Consider the following 19519-nt stretch of genomic DNA (forward strand, 5'->3'; position numbering starts at 1 on the left):
GCCGCTCCAACCCGCACATGCATCTGCTCGAGGCGTTCCTGGCCTGGCATCAGGCGACCGGCGAGCGCGCTCATCTCCGCCGCGCCGCGCGCATCGTCGATCTGTTCCGCAGCCATTTCTTCGACCCGGAAAGCTGGACCCTTGGCGAGTATTTCGACCATGAATGGCGGCCGGCCCCTGGCGAGAAGGGCACCTGGACCGAACCGGGCCATCATTTCGAATGGGCCTCGCTGCTGGTCGACTTCGCCGGCCGCAGCCGCCAGAGCGACTTGACCGGCCTCGCCAGGAAGCTCTACGCGTCGGCGATCGCCAATGGCCTGAACCGCGCCACGGGTCTTGCCTACGGCGCCGTCTCGCGGCAAGGACTGCCGCTCGACCGCGTCTCGCGCAGCTGGCCGCAGGCCGAAGCGATCAAGGCGGCGATCGCGCTGGACGGTTCGGGGGGTCCCGACCTGAAGCCGGAGATCGAGGCACGGGTCGGCCGGCTGTTTCGCTGGCACATCAATCCGGCACCGCTCGGCCTGTGGATCGACCGCATCGACGAGCGTGGCCGCTCGCTGGCAAACGAGGTGCCGGCCAGCATCTTCTATCATCTCGTCTGCGCGCTGACCCAGTATCTCGACGGCACGGCCCGCAAGGATCAGTACGGGCTGGCGACATCCCCGGTCTCGACATAGACCGACTTCAGCTGCGAATAGAGCGCTAGCGCCGCGAGCGAATTCTCGCGGCCGACGCCGGACTGCTTGAAGCCGCCGAAGGGGATTTCGACCGGCGTCAGATTGTAGGCGTTGATCCAGCAGGTGCCGGCCTGCAATTCGGCGATGACACGATGGGCGCGCGCCAGGTCGCGGGTGAACACGCCGGCGGCGAGGCCGAATTCGGTGTCGTTGGCGCGCTCGATCACCTCGTCCTCGCTGTCGAATTTCAGCACACTCATCACCGGCCCGAAAATCTCCTCGCGCGCGATGCGCATCGTGTCGGTGACACCGGTGAACACCGTCGGCTCGACGAAGAAGCCACCCTGGAAACCCTGCAGCGAAGGCACATTGCCGCCGCAGGCGAGCACCGCGCCATCCTGCTTGCCGGCCTCGATGTAAGAGACCACCTTGTCGTGCTGCGCCTTCGAGACCAGCGGCCCCATCTGCGTGTCCGGATCGAGCGGATCGCCGATGCGGATTTTCTTCGTCCGTTCGGTCAGCCTCTCGACGAAACGGTCATGGATGCCGCTCTGCACGAAGACCCGCGTGCCGTTGGAGCAGATCTGGCCGGTCGAATAGAAATTGCCGAGCATCGCGCCGCCGATGGCATTTTCGAGGTTGGCGTCTTCGAAGACGATCAGCGGCGACTTGCCGCCAAGCTCCATCGTCGCGTGCTTCATCTTCGAGCCGGCGAGCGACAGCACCTTGCGGCCGGTCGGCACCGAGCCGGTCACCGAGACCTTGGCGACGACGTCATGGCCGACAAGGCCAGCGCCGACATCGCCCAAACCTTGCACGACATTGAACAGCCCGTCCGGCAGGCCGGCCTCGGTGTAGATTTCGGCGAGCGCCAGCGCTGAAAGAGGCGTGTTCTCCGACGGCTTGAACACCATCGCATTGCCCATCGCGAGCGCGGGTGCGGATTTCCAGCCCGCGATCTGGATCGGGTAGTTCCAGGCGCCGATGCCGACGCAGACGCCGAGCGCCTCGCGCCTGGTATAGGCAAAGGGTCCGCCGAGATCGACGGCCTCGCCATTGAATGCGGCAACGGCGCCGCCGAAATATTCCAGGCAGTCGGCCGCCGACGGGGCGTCAGCAACCAGCGTCTCCTGGATAGGCTTGCCGGTATCCAGCGTCTCAATGCGCGCCAGATCGGCATTGCGCGCGCGCAGAATGTCGGCGGCACGGCGCAGGATGCGGCCGCGTTCGACCGGCTTCAACCGCGCCCAGGCGGGTTGTGCCGCACGCGCCGCCTCGATCGCGAGCTCCAGCACGTTCGGCGTCGCCGAGCGCAGCATGGCGATGGTCTCGCCGGTTGCCGGATAGATGACCGGCAGCGCTGCGCCGCGCTCGTCGTCGATATAGCGGCCGTTGACATAATGCGATGCCGTTGGCTGGGCGCGCATGACTGTTCTCCAAATCGTCTTGTCGCGGCATGCGGAATATGCGTCCGCCGGATCATGGCCTATCTGTCCGACACCTGCCAGCGCGGATTGATCCATGGTTCCTGGTTGGAAGGTGGCAGCGGCGTGCGCCCGAGTATGTGGTCGGCGGCCTTCTCGCCAGTCATGATCGACGGCGCGTTGAGATTGCCGTTGGTGACACGCGGGAAGATCGAGGAATCGGCGACCCGCAGCCCTTCAACGCCAATGACGCGGCATTCCGGATCGACGACGCTCATCGCATCATCGGCACGGCCCATCTTGCAGGTGCCGCAAGGGTGGTAGGCGCTTTCGGCGTGATCGCGAATGAAGGCGTCGAGTTCGTCATCCGATTGTATATGCGCGCCCGGCGACAGTTCCTTGCCGCGGTACGGATCGAAGGCCGCTTGCCCGAAAATCTCGCGGGTCAGCCGGATGCAGTGGCGGAACTCCTTCCAGTCGTCCGGATGCGACATGTAGTTGAAGCGGATCACCGGCTTCGATTTGGGATCGGGCGAGCGCAGCGTGACCGAACCGCGCGACTTCGACCGCATCGGCCCGACATGCGCCTGGAAACCATGCGCCTTGGCCGCCGCCTTGCCGTCATAGCGGACCGCGGCCGGGATGAAGTGATACTGGATATCGGGATAGTCGACGCCGGCGCGCGAGCGCACGAAGGCGGCTGCCTCGAAATGGTTGGTGGCGCCGAGGCCGGATTTGAAGAACAGCCATTGTGCCCCGATCATCGCCTTCGAAAACGGATTCAGCACCGAGTTCAGCGTGATCGGCTTTGTCGATTCCTGCTGGATGTAGAGCTCCATATGATCCTGCAGATTGCGGCCGACACCCGGCCGGTCGGCGATCACCGGAATGCCGTTCTCCCTAAGGTGCTGGCCGGGGCCGATGCCGGACAGCATCAGGATCTTGGGCGAGTTGATCGAGGATGCGGCAACGATCACCTCGCGCCGCGCTCTGACTACCTGAATCCGTTTGCGCGCTTCGATCTCGACGCCGGTGGCGCGTTGATTCTCGATGATCACCCGCCGGGCGAAACCCTTGACCAGGATGACGTTTTTCCGCCTCAGCGCCGGCCTCAGATAGGCGCTCGCCGCCGACCAGCGACGGCCGCCGCGGATGGTCTGCTCCATCGGCCCAAAGCCCTCCTGCTTCGCGCCATTGTAGTCGTCCGTCAGCTCGAAGCCGGCCTGACGGCCTGCCTCGACGAAGGCGCCATAGAGTGGGTTCGTCCTCGAGCCGCGCTGCACAGTCAGCGGGCCGCCATGGCCGCGCCAGCCATCCTCGCCGCCTGCGCTGTCCTCCATGCGCTTGAAATAGGGGAGCACGTCGGCAAACCCCCAGCCGGCCGCGCCCTGTTCGGCCCAGTGGTCGAAGTCGCGGGCATGGCCGCGCACATAGACCATGCCGTTGATCGACGACGAGCCGCCGATGACCTTGCCGCGCGGCGTCGCCAGCACGCGGCCACCGAGGTGCGGCTCGGGCTCGCTGGCAAAGCCCCAGTCGTAGAGGCTCATATTGAGCGGGATCGACAGCGCCGACGGCATCTGGATCAGCGGCCCAATATCGCTGCCGCCATATTCGATGACGATGACCGAATGCTTGCCGTCCTCCGACAGACGGTAGGCCATGGCCGAGCCGGCCGAGCCGGAGCCGATAATGACGAAATCCGCTTCAAGCATGGTTCATGCGCGCCCGTGGTTCATATGCGCAATGAAATCGGCCAGCGAGACGTTGCCGCCGGTTGCCACTATGAGAACGGTCTTGCCGGTCGCGTCGACCTTGCCGCCGAGCAACGCTGCCAGCGAAGCAGCGCCGGATGGTTCGAGCACCAGCTTCAGCCGCTCGAAGGCGATGCGCATGGCGCGCCGCACCGAAGCATCGTCGACGGTGACGCCGCGAACGCCGGCTGCCTTCACCGCTGCGAACGGCGCGTCGCCCGGCCGCCGCGACATCAGTCCGTCGCAGATCGATTTCGGCCCGATCGGCATGGTTTCGATGGCGCCATGCGCCAGCGACGAGCCCATGCCGTCAAAACCTTCGGGCTCGACGCCGATGATCTCCGTGGCGGGCGACAGGTAATGGAAGGCCAGCGAAACGCCGCCGGTCAGGCCGCCGCCGCCGACTGAGCAGAACAAGAGATCGGCCTCCGCTTGCCTGGCGGCGAGCTGGTCGAGTGCCTCCAGCCCGGCACCGGCCTGGCCGGCGACGATCTCCGGATCGTCGAACGGGTGCAGCAGCGCCAGGCCTTCGCCCGCAGCGATCTCGCGCGCCTTGGCGGCGGCGACTTCCTCACGCGCGCGCTCCCCATGGTCAGTCAGCACCACGCGCGCGCCGTAACCCGATGTGGCGTCGCGCTTAGCGGCCGGCGCGTCGATCGGCATGACGATGGTGACGGGAATGCCAAGCGCCTGGCCTGCCGCCGCCAGCCCTTGCGCGAAATTGCCGGAGGAGTAGGCGACGACGCCCTTTTGCGTTTCGTCAGGCGAGAGCTTCTTCAGCCGCCAGTAGGCGCCGCGCACCTTGAACGATCCGGCCCATTGCAGCGATTCGGCCTTGACGAAGACGCGGGCAGCGCCGGTCTCGCGGGCGAGTGCCGCCGATTCCAGCAGCGGCGTGACCTGCGTTGCCTTGGAGGTGACGGCATAGGCCTGCCTGAGATGGTCGAGCGAGGGGACGAGACGGTCTGCCATCATTTGCCTCGCGGAAAGCGCTTCTGCTCTTCGAGCAGGTCGAGGTTCATGTGGTTGCGCATGTAGCGCTCCGATGCCTTCTGCAGCGGCTGGAATTCCCAGGGATAATGGGTGCCGTTGCGCAGCGCCGGGTAGACCACCCAGCGGCGTGCCTGGCTGGCACGCACTGCGGCATCGAACGCCGCCATGTCCCAGCGCGCCCGCACCTTGTCGGTGAAAGCGGCCACCAACGCCGCATTGGCCGGATCGGCGGCGAGGTTGGTCAATTCCCGCGGATCCGATTCAAGATCAAACAGTTGCGGCGGATCGATGTCGCAATGGATGAATTTGTAGCGGCCCTCGCGCATCGCCACCATCGGCGCGTTGGAGCCTTCGGCGGCATATTCCATCAGCACCGGCGCGGAGCGTTTCTTTCCGTTCAGCAACGGCAGCAGCGACTGGCCGTCGGTCCACGGGGCAATCGCGCTGATGTCGATGCCGGCGAGGTCGCAAAGTGTCGGCGTCACGTCGAGATTGGAAACCGGCGTCTCGATCAGCCCGGCGTGTACGCCCTTGCCGGCGATCATCAGCGGCACCCGCGCCGAACCTTCGAAAAAGCACATCTTGAACCACAGGCCTCGCTCGCCCAGCATGTCGCCGTGATCCGAGCAGAACAGGATGATCGTATCGTCGAGCATTCGCGTGCGCTCGAGTACCGACAGCAATTCGCCGAGCTTGTCGTCGAGATAGGAGATGTTGGCGAAATAGCCGCGCCGCGCGCGGCGTATCTGCTCAGTGGTGATGTCGAAGCTGTCATAGTCGCTGGCGCAGTAGAGCCGCTGCGAATGCGGGTCCTGCCTGTTGTAGGGGATGAAGCCGACCTCAGGCTCGACTGTCGGGCAATCCTCGTAGAGATCCCAGTAGCGCCGCCGTGCGACGTAAGGATCGTGCGGATGGGTGAAGGAAACCGTCAAGCACCAGGGCCGATGTGCGGCATCGTCGGAGACGCGGGCAAAATCGTAGAGCTTCTGCACCGCATGGAAGGCGACCTCGTCGTCATATTCCAGCTGGTTGGTGATCTCGGCAGTACCGGCGCCGCTGACGGAGCCGAGATTGTGATACCACCAGTCGATGCGCTCGCCGGGTTTGCGATAGTCGGGTGTCCAGCCGAAATCGGCCGGATAGATGTCGGTGGTCAGCCGCTCCTCGAAACCGTGCAACTGGTCCGGCCCGACGAAATGCATCTTGCCGGAGAGGCAGGTGTGATAGCCTGCGGTGCGCAGATGATGGGCAAAGGTCGGGATCGAAGATGCGAATTCGGCGGCGTTGTCATAGACACCGGTGCGTGACGGCAACTGGCCGCTCATGAATGCGGCGCGGCCCGGGGCGCAGAGCGGCGACGCGGTGTAATTGTTGCAAAACCGCGCCGAACGCGCGGCGAGCGCCTTCAGATTCGGCGCGTGCAGGAAGTCCGCCGGCCCATCCGGGAACAGCGTTCCGTTGAGCTGATCGACCATGACGATCAGGATGTTGGGTTTGGATGTCACTGCTTCTGCCGCCCGCTGAGCTTCGTTTCGAGATAGTCCTCGATCAGTGCGATTGCGGTCGCGGCATCGGGGACGCCGTCCTTCAGCGCGCGCCTGATATAGAGCCCGTCGATCAGCGCCGCAGTCGCTTCGGCGACCCGGTCGGCCTCGCTCCTCGGCAGGATGCCGGTCAGCCCGCTGAGCAGATTGGAATGCAGCCGCCGCGCATAGACCTTGAGCAGCCGACGAAGTGCTGACGACTTCTGCGCCTCGACATAGAAGGCGAGCCAGGCGGCGATCGTTTCGGGCTGGAACTGGATGTCGGAGAAGTTGACCGCGACCACCGCCGAGACGCGCTGGCGCGCCGTGCCGGCCGCGCGAAGTGCACGGCGCGTGTCGGCGGTTAGTTCGCCGAGGATGTGCCGCATGGTCGCCAGCAGCAATTCGTCCTTGGCGCCGAAATAATGGTGGGCAAGCGCCGAGGACACGCCGGCGCGCCCGGCGATTTCCGACATCGTCACATCGAGCGAACCGCGCTCGCCGATCGCCGAGATCGTTGCGTCGATGAGCGCCCTGCGGCGCAACGGTTCCATTCCGAGTTTCGGCATTCTTGCTCCGGCGTGTTGGCACCAAGATTATTTTTTATTGACGCATCAATCAACAAAAATCCGGTCTGATTTGCTGGCAAAAGCCAGGGACTATGACCAGATGTTCAAGATCAAGCGATTGTGCGGTTCTGGCCCCTTCACGAAGCCGGCGGAACGGTTCATGCTTGAACAATGCTGAGGCGCGCCGCAAGATCGCGTAGCCCGGGTCCACAGGATGGAGATCGCCATGACAGCATGCATCGTCGGTTGGGCGCATTCGCGCTTCGGCAAGCTCGAAGGCGAGACGCTGGAGAGCCTGATCACCAAGGTGGCAGTCGAGGCGCTTGATCATGCCGGCATCGGTCCGGATGACGTCGACGAGATCGTGCTCGGCCACTTCAACGCCGGGTTTTCCGCCCAGGATTTCACCGCGAGCCTGGTACTCCAGGCCGACGACCGGCTGCGCTTCAAGCCGGCGACCCGCGTCGAGAACGCCTGCGCCACCGGCTCGGCGGCAGTCAGGCAAGGCATCCGCGCCATCGCCGCCAATGCCGCCCGTATCGTGCTGGTGGTCGGCGCCGAGCAGATGACGACGACATCAGGTCCCGAGATCGGCAAGAACCTGCTCAAGGCCTCGTATCTGCCGGAGGACGGTGACACGCCGGCAGGCTTCGCCGGCGTCTTCGGCAAGATCGCCCAAGCCTATTTCCAGCGCTATGGCGATCAGTCGGATGCGCTGGCGATGATCGCCGCCAAGAACCACAAGAACGGCGTCGACAATCCCTATGCGCAGATGCGCAAGGATTTCGGTTACGAGTTCTGCCGGCAGGAAAGCGAAAAAAACCCCTTCGTCGCCGGTCCGCTGAAGCGCACGGACTGCTCGCTGGTCTCAGACGGCGCCGCTGCGCTTGTCCTTGCTGATACGGCCACGGCGCTGAAGATGCGTCGCGCCGTCGCCTTTCGCGCCAATGAGCATGTGCAGGATTTCCTACCGATGTCGAAGCGCGACATTCTCGCCTTCGAGGGCTGTGAGCAGGCCTGGAACCAGGCGCTGAAGCAGGCGGGCGTGACGCTCGGCGACCTTTCCTTTGTCGAGACGCATGACTGCTTCACCATCGCCGAACTGATCGAGTATGAGGCAATGGGCCTGGCCAAGCCCGGCGAGGGCGCCAAGCTGGCCCTGGATGGCGAGACGGCGAAGAATGGAAGGTTGCCGGTCAATCCGTCGGGCGGGCTGAAGGCCAAGGGCCACCCAATCGGTGCCACCGGCGTATCCATGCATGTGCTGAGCGCCATGCAGCTTGTCGGCGAGGCGGGCGGCATCCAGGTGCCGGGAGCAAAACTCGGCGGCATCTTCAACATGGGTGGTGCCGCGGTCGCCAACTACGTTTCCATTCTCGACAGGATCAGATAAACCCGCCCGCATTTGCGGGAGGTGACATGGCAAATCCGGTTCTGGTCGAAGTCTTGCGCGGCGCAATCGTCGAGAGTGCCCATCGCGGCGCTGTTGCCGTCTTCGACGCCGATGGCAAGCCTGTCTGGGAGATCGGCGACACGGCACAGCCGGTGTTCCCGCGTTCGGCGGTCAAGGCGATCCAGGCGCTGCCGCTGGTCGAGAGCGGCGCTGCCGATGCCTACGGCTTCGGTGATCGGGAGCTGGCGCTGGCCTGCGCCTCGCATTCCGGCGAGCCGCCACATGTCGAGCTGGCGCGCGCCATGCTGGCGAAGGCCGGCCTGGACGAGGCGGCACTCGAATGCGGCGCGCATTGGCCGTCGAGCCATGGAGCGACGCTGGCACTTGCCCGCGCCGGCAGCGTGCCGAGCGCGCTGCACAATAATTGTTCCGGCAAGCACTCAGGCTTCCTATGCACCTGCGTTCACAGCGGCATCGCCCATCGTGGTTACGTCAAGGCTGGCCATGCCTCGCAGGAGATGGTGCGCGAAGCGATGCAGGCGGTGACCGGTGCTGCCCATGACGCCGATCACCGCGGCACCGACGGCTGCTCGATTCCGACCTATGCCGTGCCGCTGCGCAGCTTTGCCCTTGGCTTTGCCCGCATGGCGACAGGTGCCGGCTTCGAGCCGGTGCGCGCCCGGGCGGCGAAGCGGCTGCTCTCCGCCTGCATGGCCGAGCCGTTTTTCGTCGCCGGCACGGGCAGGTCCGATGTTACGATGATGGAGGCCGCGCCCGGGCGGATTTTCGTCAAGGGAGGCGCCGAAGGTGTTTTTTGCGCCGCCGTTCCGGAGCTCGGCCTTGGCATCGCGCTGAAATGCGACGATGGCGCCGGCCGCGCCGCTGAAGCGATGGTCGCGGCCGTGCTGGCTAAGCTGCTGCACGCCGACAAGATGGTAGCGGCGAAACTGCTCGAACAGGCAAATCCGCCCATCGAAAGCCGGATCGGCGTCAAGGTTGGCGCGCTCCGGCCGACGGCCACCCTCAACTGACGTGGTTGCGCTCGACGGTCAAATGCGCGTAGCCGGCATTGCCTGATGCGGCGAGGTCGCCGGTCACCGGCTCGGCCCAGCGTTGGCCGACAATCGCGCCATTCTGGACCCCGTCGATGACATTGTCGGAGATGATTGCCGGCCCGGCACCTTCGACCACGGTGACGACGATGCCAGTCCCCGCCTTGCGGATGACGTTTCCCGTGGCGACCACATTGCGCATGAACGGTCCCCAGCCGATCTGCATGCCGTAGAGCGGCGCACTCTCGACGACATTGCCGGAAACTACGGTGTCTGCCTCGACGCTGATGCCGACGCCGAAGCCGGGCGCGTCGGCAGGGTAGGGGCCGCTGGTCGACAGATTGCGGACGATGTTGCCGGAGCAGACGCCCATGCGGCCGCCTTCGTTGAAATTGACGATCGAAATGCCGTTCGCGGCGCCATCGACAATATTGTTGTCGATGATCGCGCCTTCGAATGAGAATTCGGAATACACGGCCGTTTCGCCCGAGCGCGAGCAGGTATTGCCGGTGATCTGCACATTACTGGCACTGTTGGCGCGGATCGCCGAAAACGCGCAGTCCGAAACAATATTGCCGGAGATGATGACGTTGCCGGCGCGGAAGGCATTGATGCCATTGCCGTTCTGGCCGGTTCCGCCGCTGCGCGCCTGGATGCGTTCGATGCGGTTGCCGCTGACGATGGTGCCGTCTTCCGCTGCCTGCCAGCGGTGCACGAGGATGCCGCCGTTGGCACAGTCGGAGACGCTATTGCCTGATATTTCCAGGCCATCGGCCTCGACCGAATAGATGCCGGCGTCGGCTGCGCCGGATATCTCCGAGCGCTCGATGCGGCCCGAGGCGTGTTCGAGCGCCAGACCGTTCTTGCCGCTGCCGGTCATCTGGCAGTTGTCGACGACCAGATGGACGATGCGGCGCAGATCGAGCAGGCCTTGCGTGTAGTCGCCCATCCAGCGCTTGCCGCCGTCGAACACCAGCCCGCTGAGTTCGATATGCTCGGACTGTTCTGCCATGATGAGATGGCCATTGCCGCCATAGACGATCCGCGATGCGCCCGGCACCCCGGACAGGCGCACGCGGCCGGGCAGCGACAGGCTGGAAACGATATAGGTCCCCGGCGGCAGGAACACCGCCATGTCGCGGTCGTGCGCATCGCGCAGCAGCTTGGTGAAAGCCTTGCTCTGGTCGTCAAGCGCGCCGGGCCGGACGCCGAGATCGGTCGCGTTGATCGCGCCGCGCATCGCGGCTTTCTCGATGCCGGGCAGGTTTTTCGCCGCTGCCTTGCCGAGCGAAAGCCCCATGACGGCAAATCCGGCGGTCTGCGCAAGCAGCGTTCGTCTGTTCAACATCGGCACAGATTCCTTGCGTTCAACGGTCGCGCCGCAGGATTCGTGCCAGACAGGATCGGCCCCGACGTCGGTTCGCCGGCTACGGCTTGTGGAGTCGTCGCGTCAGGCATAAGTTCGTCGGATGAGCCGGGCCTTCACCCGCGAGGAAGACAGCGAAAACGCCATCGCCGGCATCGGCGAGCGGCCGATCAGCCATCACCGCAATCTGGTGACGGAACGCGGCCTGGCGCTGATCGATGCGGAGGTGGCCGCTCTGCGCGACGAGCTCGGCCGAGCCGAAAAGCGGGCCGACCGCGAGCGCATCGCGCTGGTGTCGCGTGATCTTCGCTATTGGACGGCGCGGCGCGAAAGCGCCGAACTTTCGGTGCCGGAGCCGGGCAGCGACATGGTCCGCTTCGGCATGGGTGTCACGTTGGAAAGCGACGACGGCAAGAAGGTGCACTGGAAGATCGTCGGCGAGGATGAGGCAAATCCCGCCAAGGGGACAATTTCCCATGTGTCGCCGATGGCGATGGCGCTGTTCGGCAAGAAGGTCGGCGAAGTTGCCGTGGTCAATGGCAAGGAGTGGGAGATCGTCAAGCTCTCCGACAGTTAGTCTTCGAGCTTGACGACATGATCGCGGAAGAACGCCGCGGCACCAGCCTCCTCGATTTCGCCGGCGGCGACCATCATGACCAGTTGAATAATGTCCGCCTGCTCGGCTTCGATGCTCAAGCCATTGAAATAAAGGAACAGATCGGCCGCCGCGAAAGCAGTACGCTCGTTTCCGTCGACGAATGGATGGTTTTTGGCGATACCGAAAAGATAAGCGGACGCCAGCTCACAGAGATCGGGCTCGCCATAGATTTCCCTCTGCTGCCGCCTGTAGAGCGCCGACTCCAGCATTCCCTCGTCGCGGATGCCCGCTGCGCCGCCGTGGAGGCGCAGCTGCTCGGCGTGAAGCGCCTCCACGAATTCCCGCGAATGATGCTCGGTCATTTTGCGAGCGCGCGGTAGGCAACCTCATACTTCTTCATCCGCTCGCGCGCGATCTTCATCTTGCGCTCGAATTCTTCAGCAGTGTCCTCGGTGCGGCGCAGACGAAGCTCATCGCCTTCCTGAACGATGACGATGCTGTCGCCCGCCTTCAGGTTCATGCGGTCGAGAATTTCCCTCGGCAGGATCACGCCTTCGGAATTGCCGATCTTGCGAATGGTGGTGTTCATGGTGAGCATCCTGTTGCAACGCTGATTATAACTCTGCGTGTTTCTCGTTACAACAGACGTTAGAACAAGGCATCAGCCAACCTGCAGCAGGCGGTCCATCAGCCGGTCCGCCGCTTCCGGGATGACTGTGCCGGGCGGGAAAATTTCAGTGGCGCCTGCCTGCCGGACTGCGTCGTAATCCTGTGGTGGAATGACCCCGCCGGCGACGATCAGCATGTCGTCGCGGCCGAGCTTCTTCAGCGCAAGTTTGAGTTCGGGAATAAGCGTCAAATGGCCCGCAGCCAGCGACGAGGCGCCGACGATGTGCACGTCATGCTCGACGGCCAGCCTGGCGATCTCTTCCGGCGTCTGGAACATCGGCCCGACGGTGACGTCGAAGCCTAGGTCGGCAAAGGCGGTGGCGATCACTTTCTGGCCGCGATCATGGCCGTCTTGGCCCATCTTGGCGACCAGAATGCGCGGCCTGCCGCCCGACTTCTCCTCGAACGCCACGATCTTGTCCTGCAGCCGGTCGACCACTGGACTGTGACCAAGCGCGTTGCGATAGACGCCGGAGATCGTCTGCACCGAGGCGACATGACGGCCGAAGACTTTTTCCAGCGCCAGCGAAATCTCGCCGACCGTGGCATTGGCGCGCGCCGCCCGGATGGCGAATTCCAGCAGGTTTCCGTTACTCCCGGCAGCACGGGTCAGCGCATTGAGCGCGCTCTCGACGGCTGCGACGTCACGCGTGCCTTTCAGCCGCTGCAGCTTCGACAATTGCCGCGCCCTGACTTCGGCATTGTCGATCTTCAGCACGTCGACTTCGATGTCCGTGCCGGGACGGTGAGCATTGACGCCGACCACGACCTGTTCGCCGGAATCGATGCGCGCCTGGGTGCGCGCGGCAGCCTCTTCGATGCGCAGCTTCGGTAGGCCCTTTTCGATTGCCGCGGCCATGCCGCCGAGGCTCTCGACCTCCTCGATATGCGCCAGCGCACGCGCCGCCAGGTCATGCGTCAACCGTTCGACATAGGCGGAGCCGCCCCACGGGTCGATAATGCGCGTCGTGCCGGATTCCTTCTGCAGGATGAGCTGTGTGTTGCGGGCGATGCGGGCCGAATGGTCGGTCGGCAGCGCCATTGCCTCATCGAAGGAATTGGTGTGCAGCGACTGCGTATGCCCTTGAGTCGCGGCCATCGCCTCGATCATGGTGCGGATGATGTTGTTGTAGGGATCCTGCGCCGTCAGCGACCAGCCCGAAGTCTGGCAATGGGTGCGCAGCGACAGCGAACGCTCGTCCTTCGGCGAAAAATTCTTCAGCATCAGGCTGGCCCACAAAAGGCGCGCTGCTCTCAGCTTCGCGACTTCCATGAAGAAATTCATGCCGATGGCCCAGAAGAAGGAAAGGCGCGGAGCGAAACGGTCGATGTCGAGGCCGGCCGCGACGCCGGCGCGGGCATATTCGATACCGTCGGCAATCGTGTAGGCGAGCTCGAGGTCCGCCGTCGCTCCCGCCTCCTGCATGTGGTAGCCGGAGATCGAGATCGAATTGAACTTCGGCATGTACTTCGACGTGTAGGAAAAAATGTCCGCCACGATCCGCATCGAAGGTTTTGGCGGATAGATATAGGTGTTGCGCACCATGAACTCTTTCAGGATGTCGTTCTGAATGGTCCCGCCGAGATCCTTCTGCGCGACGCCCTGTTCCTCCGCCGCCACGATATAGAGCGCCATGATTGGCAGCACGGCGCCGTTCATCGTCATCGATACCGTCATCTCGTTAAGCGGGATGCCGTCGAACAACTGGCGCATGTCGAGAATGGAATCGATGGCGACGCCGGCCATGCCGACATCGCCGGCGACGCGCGGATGGTCGCTGTCGTAGCCGCGGTGCGTGGCGAGATCGAAGGCGACCGACAGGCCTTTCTGGCCGGCAGCAAGGTTGCGCCGGTAGAAGGCGTTGGATTCCTCTGCCGTCGAGAAGCCGGCATATTGCCGGATCGTCCAGGGTTGCTGGACATACATCGTCGGATAGGGGCCGCGCACGAAGGGCGGCAGGCCCGGATAGGTATCGAGATGAGGCAAGCCCTTGAGATCGCCCTGGTTGTAGAGATGCTTGATGGCGATGCCTTCCGGCGTCATCCGCTGACCTTTGACCTCGACAGGCGCCCGCCGTGGCGGCGACCAGGCGATCTGCCTGAAATCCGGGATCATGGTACCGCTCCGATCGACTGATCGATGCGGATCGGAAACAGCGGCTCGCACACCGCAACGCCTTCGTCGAAGGCAGGCCGCCGCGCCGCCGCCAGCGTCTCGACCGGACGCTCGGTCTTCGACGGGTGCAGCGTCGTGCCGACGATCGCCCGTTCGCCCGCCTCGTAGGCTGTGTTGCGGCGGGCGGAAGCTGCCTGGACGCGCCTCTGGATGTGGCCTTGCTCAAGGCTGGTCAGCACGCCGCCTTCCGCCTCGATCTGCTGGAACTCCTGCCAGGCCGCCGCGCAGAGCTCCGCAGTCAGCGCTTCGACGGCGCCTGAACCGCAAACCGGATCGGCGACGTGGTCGATGTGGCTTTCATTGGCCATGACCAGTTGCGCGTTGCGGGCAACGCGGCGGGCAAAGCCCGCGGGTAGGCCGTGCGCGATCGTGTGCGGCAGGATGGCGATCGAATCCGCGCCGCCGGCGGCAGCCGCGAAAGCGGCGATGGTGGTGCGCAGGATGTTGGTTTCCGGGTCGGCCGCCGTCATCATCCGGAAGGAGGTTTCGGCATGGATGCTGGCAGTGGAGGGCGGTATCGAGCAGGCCTCCTGGACACGCGCCCACAGCCTGCGCAACGCCCTGACCTTCGCAGTCGATACGAACTGGTCCTGGTCGACGCTCAGTGCAAAACCGATATGCGGCGCCGCGTAGACGAGCGGCTGGCGCGCCTTCTCGAACAGCCTCAGATAGGAGACGGCCGAGGCGAGCATGGTGCCAAGCTCCTGCGCCTCGGTGGCGCCGGCATTGTGGAATACCCGCCCGTCGGCCTCCAGCAGCACGCCGGGCACACCCATCGAAAAGAAATGCGCCAGCGATTGCGGCATCGAAGCCTGTAAAGCGTCGATCGACATGCGCAGCCTGCCGGTCCCGGCAAAAATCGCCGCCGGATCGATGCCGAAGGAGAGGTTGAGCTTTGCCGGGTCGGAGCGGCGCTTGGTCAAAAACGCCACCAGCCAGTCGGCCACGGCGCGGCTCCAGGGATGGGCGTCGATGCGGATCTGGATGCGGTTGAGCGGCACGCCGTCGAGCACGCCCTCCAGCGCCTCCGCCGTCCTCGGCAAGCCGTAGCCGAAGGCGTTCGGCGCACCTTCGAAGACAAGCGACAGTCCGGTAGCACCCTGCGCGACGTCTTCCAGCGCCTGCGCACTGGCGCGGCCTATGTCCGGATCGTCGATACGCTGGCTGACGATCCACGGTGATCCCGGGTTGGCGCGCACGACAGGCTCGGCGGTTACCGAACGCTCGTAGAGCGGTTCGATGCGGATGGCGTCGTCCGTATGCGAGACGAGCTTTTCCTCGAAGGACCCGCCGGCCAGCGCCTTCTCCGCCAGCGCCAGCCATCGTTGCCGGTCGGCGTTCGGAAGTTCGGCATCCTGGGTCAAGGCACCGGCGCCCATCCGTTCTCCTCATTCTAGCGGCCGCAGCGGCCAGCTACGTCAGTCTACGTTCCCCGGCCGCATATCACAATGCAGCGTACACGCCGTGCAACACGTCTTGCGTGACTGCGACCGTCAATCGATTGCCAAACATGGGCAGGTTCCGCAAGCTCCAAAAGCCATTTTCGACGACGCCCATTGTAGCTGCGCAATGGCCTCACTATACCTGCGGCGGGGCTCCCTTTTCTTCAAGGGATCAGGGCATTCAACCCTATAGGTTTGCGGAGACCGGGAACATGGCCGACGACACCAGTATCTTCATAGGAGCCAGCCGCAAGCCGGACGACAGCTATCAGCGGCCCGAACAGCTTTTGCTGCAATATGGCAATCGTCACGGCCTGGTCACCGGCGCGACCGGCACCGGCAAGACGGTGACCCTGCAGACATTGGCCGAGGGTTTCTCCAATGCCGGCGTGCCGGTATTCTGCGCGGACATCAAGGGCGACCTGTCGGGTATCGCCATGATGGGCACAGCGCAGGATCTCCTGGTGAAGCGGGCCGAGCAGGTCAAGCTCGATCCCTATGAATTCCAGGAATTCCCGGTCATCTTCTGGGATCTGTTCGGCGAGCAGGGCCACCCGATCCGCGCCACCATCTCGGAGATGGGGCCGCTGCTTCTGTCACGGCTGATGAACCTTTCCGAGGCACAGGAAGGCATCATGAACATCGCCTTCCGCATCGCCGACGAAGAAGGTCTTCTGCTGCTCGATTTGAAGGACCTGCGGTCACTGCTGGCCAATATCGCCGACCGCGCCGAAGAGATCGGCGCCCGCTACGGCAATGTGACGAAACCTTCGGTCGGGGCCATCCAGCGCACGCTGCTGGTCCTGGAGCAGCAGGGCGCGGCCAATTTCTTCGGCGAGCCGGCATTGCGGATCGCCGACATCATGCGCACCACGCGCGATGGACGCGGCGCCATCAGCGTGCTCGCCGCCGACAAGCTGATGATGAATCCGCGGCTCTATGCGACGTTCCTTCTGTGGCTGATGTCGGAACTGTTCGAGGAACTGCCCGAGGTCGGCGACCCGGACAAGCCGAGGCTGGTCTTCTTCTTCGACGAGGCGCACCTTCTGTTCGACGACGCCCCGAAGGTGCTGGTCGACCGCGTCGAGCAGGTGGTCCGGCTGATCCGTTCGAAGGGCGTCGGCGTTTATTTTGTCACGCAAAATCCGCTGGATATCCCTGAAACGGTGCTGGCCCAGTTGGGCAACCGTGTGCAGCACGCACTTCGTGCCTATACGCCTCGCGAACAGAAGGCCGTCAAGACGGCGGCCGAGACGTTCAGGCCCAATCCCGAGTTCGACTGCGCAACCGTGATCACGCAGCTCGGCACCGGCGAGGCGCTTGTCTCGACGCTGGAAGCCAAGGGCGTGCCGTCCATGGTGCAGCGGACGCTGATCCGCCCGCCATCGTCGCGCCTTGGCCCAATCACGCCCGAAGAGCGCCGCAAGCTGATCACTGAAAGCCCGGTTGCGGGACAATACGACCAGACCGTTGATCGCGAATCGGCCTTCGAGATCCTGCAGAAAAAGGCTAAGGACGCCCAGGAGGCACAGGCGCAGCAACAGGACGCAGGCCGTTCGCGCTGGACCATTCCCGGCTTCGGCAACGACGATCCTCAGCCGACCGGCGGCCGCCGCGCGCCGCGGCCCTCCAACCGCCAGACGGTGGCGGAGGCTGCGATCAAATCCGTGGTGCGCTCGGTCGGCTCGTCGGTCGGACGAGCGATCGTCCGCGGCATTCTGGGCAGCCTGTCCAGGGGGCGGTGAAGAGCATCGGACCCGAAGGCGGGCATCGGTGTGGGCAAATTCTGCCTTGGCATGAAGCGCCAGTAGCCAGATCTGGAGGACAGCGGACGGCGGCTATGCCCCATTTCTGACAACCGCCGACAATGTCGCGCTTCGGACCCGAAGCCGCTTTCCGGCCAGTGGGACTCCAGGCGCCATCCGTCGTCGCGAGTTCACGCCGTTCCAAATGGAGCGGTCTTGCGCTTGAGTCTGTGCTATGTTGGGCAGTGAAGGAAGGGGCAAGGTGAGCGAGATCCGCAAACTTGCGGCGATCCTGGCCGCCGATGTTGTCGGATACAGCCGGCTGGCTGGGTCGGACGAAGATCGGACGCTCGCGCGACTCCGGGCGCTCCGCAGCGATGTCATCGACCCCACCATCGCGGTTCACGCCGGTCGGGTAGTGAAGCGAACAGGTGACGGAGTCCTCGTGGAATTCCGCAGCGTTGTCGATGCCGTGCGCTGCGCCATCGAAGTGCAAAATGGCATGGTCGAGCGCAACGTCGGCCTCCCACCGGAGCGCCGCATTGAATTCCGGATCGGTATTCATCTTGGCGATGTGGTCGAGGAGAGTGACGGCGACCTGATGGGCGACGGCGTCAACATCGCGGCCCGTCTGGAAGGAATCGCCGAACCAAATGGGATCTGCCTCTCAGGTGCGGCCTATGAACAGGTGCGCGACAAGTTGAAAGAAGAATTCGTCGATCTCGGCGACAAGGAGCTCAAAAACATTGTACGGCCGGTGCGAGCCTATCGTCTGAGCCTGAGCCAAAACGTGGCGAAGTTGGAGCTCGTCGCGTCGGCCGTGTCCGGCGGAAACCTGCCGCTTCCCGACAAGCCTTCCATTGCCGTACTACCATTCCAGAACATGAGCGGAGACAGGGACCAGGAGTTCTTGAGCGACGGCATCAGCGAGGATATCATCACCGCGCTGTCCAAGCTGCACTGGCTGTTCGTCATCGCCCGCAACTCGACATTCGCCTATAAGGGCAAATCGGCCGACATCCGCCAGGTGGCCCGTGAGCTCGGCGTCCACTACGTGCTCGAGGGCAGCGTTCGCAAAGCCGGCGACCGTATTCGCGTTACTGCCCAGCTGATCGAAGCCGCATCCGGGACGCATGTGTGGGCCGAGCGCTATGACCGCGCGGTGAGCGACATATTTGCCGTGCAGGACGAGATCACGGGAAGCGTCGTCGGATCGCTGGAGCCGCAGCTCTATGCTGCAGAGAACGTGCGCCTCAGGAAGCGGCCGACCGAGAGCCTGGACGCCTGGGGCTGCGTCGTGCGCGCCATGCCCTACGTGTGGACCTGGGTTGCCCGGGACAACGAGGTCGGTGTCGGTCTGCTCAAGCGGGCCATCGAGATCGATCCGGAATATGCCCGCGCCATTGGCCTGCTCGGCTGGCTTTATGCCGCGAGGGCGCATCTAGGGGTGGCGGAGCCTTCCGAGGTGCTCGACGGGGCACTCGCGCTCGGCCAGCGCGCGCTCGACCAGGACAATGACGATCCATGGGCTCATCTCGTGCTCGGTTACGTCCACATGGTCGCGCGGCGTCCCAAGCCTGCCAGGGAGGCGCTGACCGAAGCGATCGAGCGAAACCCGAGCTTTGCCATGGCGCATATGGTTCTGGGCTCGAGCTACGGCTACGCCGGGATGGGCGCGGAGGGCGCCCGCCACGCAGAACTAGCGATGCGGCTCTCCCCACGCGACACGATCCAGGCAGCGGTGCTCTCGACGATCGGCACCTGTCATTTTGCAGCCGGGCGCATCGCCGAGGCGGTCGAGTTCCAGCACCGCGCGGTACAGCTCAGGCGCGACTTCGGCACTGCATGGCGCAGTCTCGCGGCAGTGGCCGGGCTGTCGGGCGACCTTGCGCTCGCCGCTTCCGCACTTGCGGAGGCCTTGCGGATCCAGCCGAACCTCACGCTGGACTGGATCGAGCGCTATCATCCGATCGCCCCCGCGGAGCTTCGTGCGCTCTATGCCGAAGGGCTGCGCCGGGCGGGCCTAAGCTAATTAATCAACCTGGCCGTACAAAGCGACACCCAACAACCTGGCAACCGCCGGCTCGAGCCAGAACGACCGCTTGAGCCTCGAGGAAGATCCCGCCCGCGCTTTCACC

At 64.4% G+C, this 19519-nt stretch carries 16 protein-coding genes; 6 read left to right on the forward strand and 10 right to left on the reverse strand.

Annotated features, from left to right (window positions below; translation table 11 throughout):
* A partial coding sequence (locus NMG46_RS23535; protein ID WP_254819915.1) for an AGE family epimerase/isomerase occupies positions 1-677 on the forward strand: 677 nt, incomplete at its 5' end.
* Here the strand turns inward: NMG46_RS23535 and betB are convergent.
* From betB to betI, 5 genes are read right to left on the reverse strand one after another with little or no spacing between them, the layout of a single operon-like run.
* Positions 641-2104, reverse strand: coding sequence for a betaine-aldehyde dehydrogenase (gene betB, locus NMG46_RS23540; RefSeq protein WP_254819916.1), 1464 nt, complete (start codon positions 2102-2104; stop codon positions 641-643). The genes NMG46_RS23535 and betB overlap by 37 nt on opposite strands.
* Positions 2105-2163: 59 nt before the next feature.
* Complete coding sequence (betA, locus tag NMG46_RS23545) at positions 2164-3816, reverse strand: choline dehydrogenase (protein ID WP_254819917.1); 1653 nt, start codon at positions 3814-3816, stop codon at positions 2164-2166.
* 3 nt (positions 3817-3819) lie between these two features.
* The gene (locus NMG46_RS23550) at positions 3820-4830 is read right to left on the reverse strand and encodes a threonine/serine dehydratase (RefSeq protein WP_254819918.1); all 1011 of its coding nucleotides are present in this window, start codon (positions 4828-4830) and stop codon (positions 3820-3822) included.
* The gene (gene betC, locus NMG46_RS23555; protein ID WP_368389317.1) at positions 4827-6353 is read right to left on the reverse strand and encodes a choline-sulfatase; all 1527 of its coding nucleotides are present in this window, start codon (positions 6351-6353) and stop codon (positions 4827-4829) included. The genes NMG46_RS23550 and betC overlap by 4 nt, the downstream gene beginning before the upstream one ends.
* Complete coding sequence (betI, locus tag NMG46_RS23560) at positions 6350-6940, reverse strand: transcriptional regulator BetI (RefSeq protein ID WP_254819919.1); 591 nt, start codon at positions 6938-6940, stop codon at positions 6350-6352. The genes betC and betI overlap by 4 nt, the downstream gene beginning before the upstream one ends.
* A gap of 226 nt (positions 6941-7166) precedes the next feature.
* Between betI and NMG46_RS23565 the strand changes: the two genes are divergently transcribed.
* Together NMG46_RS23565 and NMG46_RS23570 are read left to right on the forward strand one after the other, a co-directional pair.
* Positions 7167-8333 carry an acetyl-CoA acetyltransferase gene (locus tag NMG46_RS23565; protein WP_254819920.1) on the forward strand — a complete coding sequence of 389 codons (1167 nt, stop codon included), beginning with the start codon at positions 7167-7169 and terminating at the stop codon, positions 8331-8333.
* 26 nt (positions 8334-8359) lie between these two features.
* The gene (locus NMG46_RS23570) at positions 8360-9364 is read left to right on the forward strand and encodes an asparaginase (RefSeq protein ID WP_254819921.1); all 1005 of its coding nucleotides are present in this window, start codon (positions 8360-8362) and stop codon (positions 9362-9364) included.
* On the opposite strand, the gene NMG46_RS23575 is transcribed toward NMG46_RS23570, so the two are convergent.
* On the reverse strand, positions 9357-10733 hold the full coding sequence (locus NMG46_RS23575; protein ID WP_254819922.1) for a TIGR03808 family TAT-translocated repetitive protein: 1377 nt from the start codon (positions 10731-10733) through the stop codon (positions 9357-9359). The genes NMG46_RS23570 and NMG46_RS23575 overlap by 8 nt on opposite strands.
* Positions 10734-10854: 121 nt before the next feature.
* On the opposite strand from NMG46_RS23575, the gene NMG46_RS23580 reads away from it, so the two are divergent.
* Positions 10855-11328, forward strand: coding sequence for a GreA/GreB family elongation factor (locus NMG46_RS23580; protein ID WP_254819923.1), 474 nt, complete (start codon positions 10855-10857; stop codon positions 11326-11328).
* Here the strand turns inward: NMG46_RS23580 and NMG46_RS23585 are convergent.
* The 4 genes from NMG46_RS23585 to NMG46_RS23600 form a co-directional block, all read right to left on the reverse strand.
* Positions 11325-11711, reverse strand: coding sequence for a type II toxin-antitoxin system death-on-curing family toxin (locus NMG46_RS23585; RefSeq protein ID WP_254819924.1), 387 nt, complete (start codon positions 11709-11711; stop codon positions 11325-11327). The genes NMG46_RS23580 and NMG46_RS23585 overlap by 4 nt on opposite strands.
* A complete protein-coding gene (locus NMG46_RS23590; protein ID WP_254819925.1) occupies positions 11708-11938 on the reverse strand; it encodes an AbrB/MazE/SpoVT family DNA-binding domain-containing protein in 231 nt (76 codons plus the stop codon). Before NMG46_RS23590 ends, NMG46_RS23585 begins: the two co-directional genes overlap by 4 nt.
* Before the next feature lie 72 nt (positions 11939-12010).
* Positions 12011-14134, reverse strand: coding sequence for a methylmalonyl-CoA mutase (scpA, locus tag NMG46_RS23595; RefSeq protein ID WP_254819926.1), 2124 nt, complete (start codon positions 14132-14134; stop codon positions 12011-12013).
* The gene (locus NMG46_RS23600; protein ID WP_254819927.1) at positions 14131-15573 is read right to left on the reverse strand and encodes a methylmalonyl-CoA mutase subunit beta; all 1443 of its coding nucleotides are present in this window, start codon (positions 15571-15573) and stop codon (positions 14131-14133) included. Before NMG46_RS23600 ends, scpA begins: the two co-directional genes overlap by 4 nt.
* Before the next feature lie 275 nt (positions 15574-15848).
* Here NMG46_RS23600 and NMG46_RS23605 point away from each other — a divergent pair, with 275 nt between their 5' ends.
* The gene (locus NMG46_RS23605) at positions 15849-17381 is read left to right on the forward strand and encodes a helicase HerA-like C-terminal domain-containing protein (protein WP_254819928.1); all 1533 of its coding nucleotides are present in this window, start codon (positions 15849-15851) and stop codon (positions 17379-17381) included.
* A gap of 262 nt (positions 17382-17643) precedes the next feature.
* The gene (locus tag NMG46_RS23610) at positions 17644-19413 is read left to right on the forward strand and encodes an adenylate/guanylate cyclase domain-containing protein (RefSeq protein WP_254819929.1); all 1770 of its coding nucleotides are present in this window, start codon (positions 17644-17646) and stop codon (positions 19411-19413) included.
* The last annotated feature ends 106 nt before the right edge of the window (positions 19414-19519 follow it).

This window comes from Mesorhizobium sp. LMG 17147, from assembly GCF_024297145.1.
GTDB lineage: Bacteria > Pseudomonadota > Alphaproteobacteria > Rhizobiales > Rhizobiaceae > Mesorhizobium.

Excerpts from the sequence above, each read along its gene's own strand:
- betB (WP_254819916.1), bottom strand. The coding sequence starts at position 2,104 with ATGCGCGCCCAGCCAACGGCATCGCATTATGTCAACGGCCGCTATATC.
- NMG46_RS23605 (WP_254819928.1), top strand. The coding sequence starts at position 15,849 with ATGGCCGACGACACCAGTATCTTCATAGGAGCCAGCCGCAAGCCGGAC.
- NMG46_RS23590 (WP_254819925.1), bottom strand. The coding sequence starts at position 11,938 with ATGAACACCACCATTCGCAAGATCGGCAATTCCGAAGGCGTGATCCTG.
- NMG46_RS23600 (WP_254819927.1), bottom strand. The coding sequence starts at position 15,573 with ATGGGCGCCGGTGCCTTGACCCAGGATGCCGAACTTCCGAACGCCGAC.
- NMG46_RS23570 (WP_254819921.1), top strand. The coding sequence starts at position 8,360 with ATGGCAAATCCGGTTCTGGTCGAAGTCTTGCGCGGCGCAATCGTCGAG.
- NMG46_RS23580 (WP_254819923.1), top strand. The coding sequence starts at position 10,855 with ATGAGCCGGGCCTTCACCCGCGAGGAAGACAGCGAAAACGCCATCGCC.
- scpA (WP_254819926.1), bottom strand. The coding sequence starts at position 14,134 with ATGATCCCGGATTTCAGGCAGATCGCCTGGTCGCCGCCACGGCGGGCG.
- NMG46_RS23550 (WP_254819918.1), bottom strand. The coding sequence starts at position 4,830 with ATGATGGCAGACCGTCTCGTCCCCTCGCTCGACCATCTCAGGCAGGCC.
- NMG46_RS23565 (WP_254819920.1), top strand. The coding sequence starts at position 7,167 with ATGACAGCATGCATCGTCGGTTGGGCGCATTCGCGCTTCGGCAAGCTC.
- NMG46_RS23575 (WP_254819922.1), bottom strand. The coding sequence starts at position 10,733 with ATGTTGAACAGACGAACGCTGCTTGCGCAGACCGCCGGATTTGCCGTC.
- NMG46_RS23585 (WP_254819924.1), bottom strand. The coding sequence starts at position 11,711 with ATGACCGAGCATCATTCGCGGGAATTCGTGGAGGCGCTTCACGCCGAG.
- betA (WP_254819917.1), bottom strand. The coding sequence starts at position 3,816 with ATGCTTGAAGCGGATTTCGTCATTATCGGCTCCGGCTCGGCCGGCTCG.
- betI (WP_254819919.1), bottom strand. The coding sequence starts at position 6,940 with ATGCCGAAACTCGGAATGGAACCGTTGCGCCGCAGGGCGCTCATCGAC.